Genomic DNA, 6,846 nt, shown 5'->3' with positions numbered 1-6,846 from the left:
GGAGTCGGCGCGGACGGGGGGCCGGGGGGGGGGGGGCGAACACCACCGGCCCCCCCCCCCCGCCCCGTTCGCGACGCTGCCCTGTCCGCGACGTAGCCCCGTTCGCGGCCCGGCCGCACTCATGGTCCCCGCCCTGTTCGCGCCCCGCCCCGATCAGGCGGCCTCCGCGCCCAGTTCGAACCACACCGACTTGCCCACACCGTGCGACCGTACGCCCCACGCGTCCGCGAGGGACTGCACCAGGACCAGACCCCGGCCGTGCGTGCCGTGGTCGGCCGGCGGCACCCGCAGCACCGGCCGGCGGGCCACAAAGTCCCGCACTTCCACACGCAGTCGGCGCGGTCCGACCACGGCCGTCAGGACGGCGTCCTGGTCGGTGTGCACAAGCGCGTTGGTGACCAGTTCGCTGGTGAGCAGTTCCGCTATCTCGGAGCGGCCCGGTTTCCCCCAGTGCCGCAGGAGTTCCCGCACTTCCCTGCGCGCCTCGGGCACGGCCCGCAGGTCCGCCCGGCCGAGCCTGCGCCGCAGTTGCGGCGCGCGTGCCCGGTCCGTGCCGTCGTCGGTCTCTTCTCCCGTCGCCTTCGCCGAGGAGGTCCCGACGACCACGGGACCACCGCCTCGTGCCTGCCTTCTCATGTCCCCCGCCCGCACGCCGTCGCCGTTGCCCCTCCTGGTCGAACACGTTCACGGGATCCATGCCCAGTGAGCCTCTGGCCAGTCCTGTCCGGTCGTCGACGACCGGCGGTTCGGCCATGGCGGTACGGCGCCGCCATGGCGACCCGAGCGCCATGGGAACCGTGATCCGGCCTTGGAGAGGGCGGTACGGCGCCGCGGGCGCCCCGACGCGACGGGACGGGAGTCCCCCCGTACGACACTGACGCCCCGTCAGTGCACATGAATCTGGCCTGAATCGATCGCCCTGCCCCGCCTCCGGTCAGGACCGCGGGACGTTCCGCAGGTTCGAGCGGGCCAGCTGGACCATGCGTCCGACAACTCGGACACGCTGACAACGGGTTGGCTTCCCTGACGCAGGACATCCACGACGACGCAACCGCACCACCGGCGAACTGGCCTACTACCGCTGCTACTCGCCCCGCCCGGTGCCGCCAGCCGAGCTGGTGCGCGTCACTGGATCAAGCCTGGACTGTAGACACTCGCATCCTTGCAGGTCAACGGCGCCCTTCTGCTGCCGGGGCGTCAGATCACCCAACTCCGCCGAGTACTCAGGGTTTAATGAAACATTCACGCCGCTCTCGTCCGGGCTGGAGTTGCAGAAACCAGGTGTCGATATTGCTGTTGCAGCCATTGGCCGTGTGGAGGGTGAGGACGTAGCCGGGGGGAATCGGCGAGGTCGCGCAGACCCAGATCCCGTCCTGCGCGGGCTGTATGTACCAGGCACCGGCGCCATTGCACCCGTTCGCCCCGCGGCTGGTGATCACGTAACCCGACGGTATGGGCGTGCCGGGGCAGACCCACCCGGCGGACTCCTGAGCGGCGGTGGCGACCGGCGCCGCCTGGGGCGCCGCACCGGCCACACCGGCGGCCGTGCCGGTGAGCATGGCCACCAGCAGCGCGACCGCCCCCACCGCGGCGGCGAGCCGACTCCGGGCCGTCACCATCATTGAACGGGGTCTGTACGGTCTTCGGTGTAACTCCCGATCATGGAAGTAGCACCTGATGAGCGACGTGACTGTCTCTTCGGAGGCGGTTGAAGAGGTCCGGCCGGCCGAGTTGTCGGCGGACGTGCTGGACGAGCAGTTGATCGGGCAGTTGGTCGGCCGGGCCCGCGCGAGCGGCCTGCAGCTGACCGGTGAGGGCGGCCTGCGGCAGCAGTTCGAAGGCGTGATGTGGCGGTTCAGCACAGGCGGGCAGTCCGGAGGGGATGAACGCGGAGGCCGCGAAGCGGGGCGTAGGGGACCTGTCCCTGGCCGGCATCGACTCCACCGCCGCGCGGCCACCATGACGCCGCCCGCCGCGTCGCCACGCCACCGCATGCACAACGAGGGCGCCCTGACCGTGTCCGACGGTCAGGGCGCCATCACAGGGGCCGCGGTTACGCCTCCCAAATGGCGGCGACCGTGCGGTCGTCGGCGTATCCCTTGACCCGCACCTGGGTGTCCGCGAGGAACGCGGCGAGGCCCGGCGGAGTGCCACCGGACCAGCGCCGGGCCAGGTAAGCGCAGAGGGCGGGCTCGCCGCGCAGCGGCTCTGCCAGGCCGCCGCTGCACATCAGCAGCGCATCACCCGGGCGGGCGACGGAGGCCCGGAAGCGGAAGGGTTCGCGGGGCGGCTTGGGGGCGGGCTCATAGGGGCTGGGCGGCGTCGGGATCCCCAGGTCCATCGTGAGCCGGTCGCCCTCGGGGGTCTCGGCGGGCGGCGAGCCGAAGCCGAGCACGGCGTCACCGGTGGTGTCGGCCGTGCTGACGTGCGGTTCGATGTCCTGCCAGGCGCCGTCCCGGAGCCGGAACAGGCCGCCCTCGCCGATGCCGAAGAAGACGCGGGTACGGCAGTCGGGCCGGGTCGGCAGCAACAGGCAGCGCAGGTCGGCCGCGTACTCCTCCGGGTCGATGCCCTGCTCGGTGGCGCTGGCGCGGAGCTTGCCGAGGCAGCGGTCGGTGAGCCGGTGCAGGCCGGACTTGAGGTCGTCGCGGCGGGCTGCGTGGATGTCCTCGACCAGCCGCTGGTGGCTGAGGCCCACGGCCCGGCCGATCCACCGGCACGCCTCGGCCGCGGCGCGGTGGGCGCTTGAGGTGGCCCGGGCGCCGGTCGCCATCGCGACCAGGATCAGCGCCTGTTCGCCGGTGCCGAACCGGGCGGTGAGCAGCGCGTCGCGGCGCGGTTCACCCCGGTACCGCGCGGAGTCGCCCCGCACGGACACGGCGCGCAGGGTGCACACCCCGTAGTGGGCACCGTCGAGCACGGTGTCCGCGACCACCTCGTCGAGCCCGTCGGGATCAGCGAGCGGCAGAGCGGTCGGCTCGGCGTCATAGGTGGGCGGCCCGGACCCGACGTACTCGACACCCCCCACCCATCCGCTTCCCCTGCTCCCCTGCCCGGCAGCGGGGTCCACTGCGGAATCCCGCGACCGGGACGGGGCACTCTCCACGGGATCAGAGGCTTTCTGCCCGACGGCCGGGAAGGCCGACGGGGACGGCAGGGGCGGAGGGTCCGCGGGCGACGAGGCAGGCCCGGAAGCAGGCCCCGAACCGAGACCGGAGACGGAGCCCCGCCCGGCGTCGGCGTCGACGTCGGGGCCAGGGGCCGGATCCGGTGGGAGGGACGAGGGGCTCTCGGCAGGGCTCGGCGCGGCGGCGGTCCGCTCCGGGGAGGTGTGCCGATCGGCCGGACCTCGCTGCCCATGCGGACCGCTGACGACTGGGCCCGTCGCCCCGAATTCCCCTGTCTCCGGGACGCTTTCGTCCCCTCCCCTGGACGCCGGGGCCGCCCGTCCATTCACCCCGAACCCGCCCGCCCCCGGGGCGCCTTCGTCCCCTCCCCCGGACAGCCGGACCGCCGGGCCCGACGGGCTCTCGGGTGCCCCGGGAGGCGCGGAGGGCACGTCGCTGGGCGCCGGCTCGGCCGGACCCGGACCCCTCCGCGTCGGCGCCCCGTCCTCGGGAGGGGCATCGACCCGGTCCCCGCTTCCCGCGCGGGCCGCATCCGCACGCCGCTCGTCCGCCCGGCCACCGGCACCAGGCCCTGCACCAGCACCGGCACCGGACTCCCGTGCGCCCGGTGCGCCCGGTGCGTCGGGGCTCAGCGTGTTCGATGCCGAGTCGAAGCGGTCCTCCAGGGAATCCGTCGCGGGCGTGGCGCCCGTGTCCTGCGTGGCGTCGTCGTACAACCGGCCCCACCAGTCGTCCTCGTCTCGGGTGGGCCTACCCCCCTGCTGGCTCATGCCCCTAATTGTCCACCGCGCGGGCCTCGGGAAAACGGGGCATCCGAAAAAAGCGGCGCGCGGTCCGCCTCGAACGGCGTCGAGGGAGGCGATGAACTGCCGTACGAAGCACGGCAGTAGACGATCGACTTCGCGGTGAGGCCGCCGTGACAAAGTGACCGCTGGTATGGCGATGATGTGCCGAGGCGGGTTCGCGCCGTGGCCGATTTCCGCCGCACCCCGCCGCGAGCCCGCCGCGAGGGGTGGTCGGGCCGCCGGGGAGGGACGAGGGCTGATGCTGGCAGCGTTAGGACTGGACGAGAGGCACGAGACGGCGTACCGGGCGCTGGTGTCCATGGGCGCCGCCGACATGCCCGAACTGGCCCGGCGGCTGATGCTGGCCGAGCACGACATGGAGCGCGCCCTGCGCCGGCTGGAACGGCACGGCCTCGCGGCCCAGTCGGCGCGCCCGGGCCGCTGGCTGGCGGCGCCCCCGGGCCTCGCGCTGGGCGCGCTGCTCACCCAGCAGCGGCACGAGTTGGAGAAGGCCGAGCTGGCGGCGGCCCTGCTCGCCGAGGAGTACCGGGCGGCGGCCGCCGAGCCCGCCGTGCACGACCTGGTCGAGGTGGTGACCGGTGCCGACGCCGTGGCCCAGCGCTTCCTGCAACTGCGGCTGGCCGCGAGCGACGAGGTCTGCGCGCTGGTCACCGGCGACCCGATGACCGGCTCCGACAGGGAGAACGACGCCCAGGAGCAGTCCGCCGGACGCGGCGTCCGGCACCGGCTGGTGGTCGAGCGCGCGCTGCTGGACCTGCCGAACGGGATCACCGAGCTGACGGCGGCCCTGGGCCGGAACGAGCAGGTGCGGGTGGTGGACGAGGTGCCGACCAGGCTGGTGGTCGCCGACCGCTCGCTGGCCATGGTGCCGCTCACCTCGCACCGCACGGAACCGGCCGCGCTCCTGGTGCACGCCGGCGGCCTGCTGGAACTGCTGTCGGGACTGTTCGAGGCGGTGTGGCACCAGGCGCTGCCGCTCAGGCTGGGCGTGCAGGGGGTCTGCGAGCAGCGGCCGGACGGCCCCGACGACACCGACCTGGAGGTGCTGTCGCTGCTGCTCGCCGGGCTGACCGACGCGAGCGTCGCCAAGCAGCTGGACCTGGGCCTGCGGACCGTGCAGCGGCGGGTGAAGAGGCTGATGGAGCTGGCCGGGGTGACGACCCGGCTACAGCTGGGCTGGCACGCCTACGAGCGCGGCTGGGTGGCCCGGGACGTCCATGACTGACTCGTACCCGCCCTGCGTCGGCGGCCGGGTTCCGGCACGCTGGGCAGATGGGAGTGTGGGAACTCCTGCTGGTCGGCCTGGTCATGGCGCTCGGCCTGTGCGGGGTGCTGGTACCCGGGGTGCCGGGTTCGTGGCTGGTGTGGGCCGCAGTGCTGTGGTGGGCGCTGCAGGATCCGCAGCCGGTCGCGTGGGGTGTCCTGGTGGGTGCCACCGTCGTGCTGTTCCTGTCCCAGGTGGTGCGCTGGGCGCTGCCGCCCCGGCGGCTGCGGGCGAGCGGTGCGACGCCGCGGACAGCGGTGTACGCGGGGGTGGGGGCGTTCCTCGGTTTCTTCCTGGTGCCCGTGGTCGGGGCGGTCCCCGGCTTCCTCGCCGGGATCTATCTGCACGAGCGGCTGCGCCTCGGCCGCCATGGCGAGGCGCTGGCCGCGCTGCGCACGGCGATGCGCTCCGGCGGCTCCAGCGTGCTGACGGAGCTGTTCACCTGTCTGCTGATCATGGGCGCGTGGCTGGGCGCGGTGGTCTGGGGCTGACGGCACCACGGCACCACGGCACCCACAGTGCCCGGCGCGCCGCGGAATCGGCCACCGGTCGCCGGTCACCGCGGGCGGTTCAGCTCAGGGTGCCAAGGTCGATCGCGTCGGCCAGCGCCCGCATGCCCGCGTCGTTGAAGTGCAGATGGTCGCCGGGGTCGTAGGCGGGCCGGATCCGCTGGGGCTGTGCCGGGTCGCGGACGGCGGCGTCGAAGTCGACGACGGCGTCGAAGGCTCCACCGGTGCGGATGAAGACGTTGATCCGCTGTCGTACGTCCTCGCGGGCGGCGGTGAAGGCGCCGTGGCCGCCGTACGGCGTGAGGGTGGCGCCGACGACCCGGATGCCGTGGGCGTGCGCGCGGGAGACGATCGCGCGGTACGCGGCCGTGAAGTCGCGGACGTCGTTCGCCTGGGGTGTGCCGTTGATGTCGTTGATGCCTTCGAAGACGATCAGCGTCCGCGCGCCGGACCGGGACAGGGCATCGGTGTCCAGGCGGGACAGCGCGCTCGGCCCGGTGCCGTCGCGCAGCAGGCGGTTGCCGGCGATTCCGGCGTTGAGCACGCCGAGACGGGGGGCCCGGAGGCGTTCGGCGAGCCGGTCGGGCCAGCGGTGGTCGGCGTCGTGGGTGGAGCCGGTGCCGTCGGTGAGGGAGTCCCCGAAGGCCACGACGCTGCCGGAGCCGCCGCCGGGTCCGAGGACGTCGACGTCGGTGACGTAGTACCAGTGGCTGGTGGTGGCCGTGTACGCCGAGCCGTCCTCGTCGGCGGCCCGGCCCGTGCCCCGGGGGGCGACATAGCTGGTCCGCAGGGCGGTGCGGTGGTAGGTGGCGGGGCCGGAGTCGGCGGGTGTGTGGATCGTGACGAGCAGGTCCGCGGCGGTGGGCGCGGTCAGCGGTACCGGATCGCTGACCAGGTCACCGCCGGGCGGGACCGCGGCCGTGGGGGCGCCGCCGAAGGTCGCGGTGCGCATCGTGCCGGGCACGGCGTCCGGGCCGGCCGCGCCGCGCAGCGCGACGGTGACCGCGCCGAGTGTCAGGGGGGCGGTGCCGAGCCGGTTGCTGAGGCGGATCCGCAGGAGTTCGCCGCCGACGCTGAGGTGTACGACGTTGCGGATGGCGGCGCCGGGTAGCGCGGGGGCGGTGCCGGAGGGCGCGGCC

The 6,846-nt window shown here is 74.0% G+C and carries 6 protein-coding genes and 1 pseudogene; 3 read left to right on the top strand and 4 right to left on the bottom strand.

Features of this window, described 5'->3' with window-relative positions; genetic code table 11:
• Positions 1–153: 153 nt before the first annotated feature.
• Together ACWEKM_RS44525 and ACWEKM_RS44520 are read right to left on the bottom strand one after the other, a co-directional pair.
• Positions 154–606, bottom strand: coding sequence for an ATP-binding protein (locus ACWEKM_RS44525; protein ID WP_451627020.1), 453 nt, complete (start codon positions 604–606; stop codon positions 154–156).
• A gap of 617 nt (positions 607–1,223) precedes the next feature.
• A complete protein-coding gene (locus ACWEKM_RS44520) occupies positions 1,224–1,622 on the bottom strand; it encodes a hypothetical protein (protein ID WP_451627019.1) in 399 nt (132 codons plus the stop codon).
• Positions 1,623–1,677: 55 nt separating this feature from the next.
• On the opposite strand from ACWEKM_RS44520, the pseudogene ACWEKM_RS44515 reads away from it, so the two are divergent.
• Positions 1,678–1,896 (top strand): annotated as a pseudogene (locus tag ACWEKM_RS44515) (IS256 family transposase); the annotation flags it as partial.
• Positions 1,897–2,053: 157 nt separating this feature from the next.
• Here ACWEKM_RS44515 and ACWEKM_RS44510 read toward each other — a convergent pair.
• On the bottom strand, positions 2,054–3,457 hold the full coding sequence (locus tag ACWEKM_RS44510) for a protein phosphatase 2C domain-containing protein (protein WP_451627023.1): 1,404 nt from the start codon (positions 3,455–3,457) through the stop codon (positions 2,054–2,056).
• Between the two features lie 715 nt (positions 3,458–4,172).
• Between ACWEKM_RS44510 and ACWEKM_RS44505 the strand changes: the two genes are divergently transcribed.
• Entirely contained in the window at positions 4,173–5,159 is a 987-nt protein-coding gene (locus ACWEKM_RS44505) for a helix-turn-helix transcriptional regulator (protein WP_451627018.1), read from the top strand.
• A 47-nt stretch (positions 5,160–5,206) separates the two neighbouring features.
• Positions 5,207–5,689, top strand: coding sequence for a DUF456 domain-containing protein (locus tag ACWEKM_RS44500; RefSeq protein WP_451627017.1), 483 nt, complete (start codon positions 5,207–5,209; stop codon positions 5,687–5,689).
• Positions 5,690–5,768: 79 nt separating this feature from the next.
• Here the strand turns inward: ACWEKM_RS44500 and ACWEKM_RS44495 are convergent.
• A partial coding sequence (locus tag ACWEKM_RS44495) for an SGNH/GDSL hydrolase family protein (RefSeq protein WP_451627016.1) occupies positions 5,769–6,846 on the bottom strand: 1,078 nt, incomplete at its 5' end.

The organism is Streptomyces sp. NPDC004752, from assembly GCF_053601275.1.
This window is presented reverse-complemented; position numbering and strand designations above follow the sequence as displayed.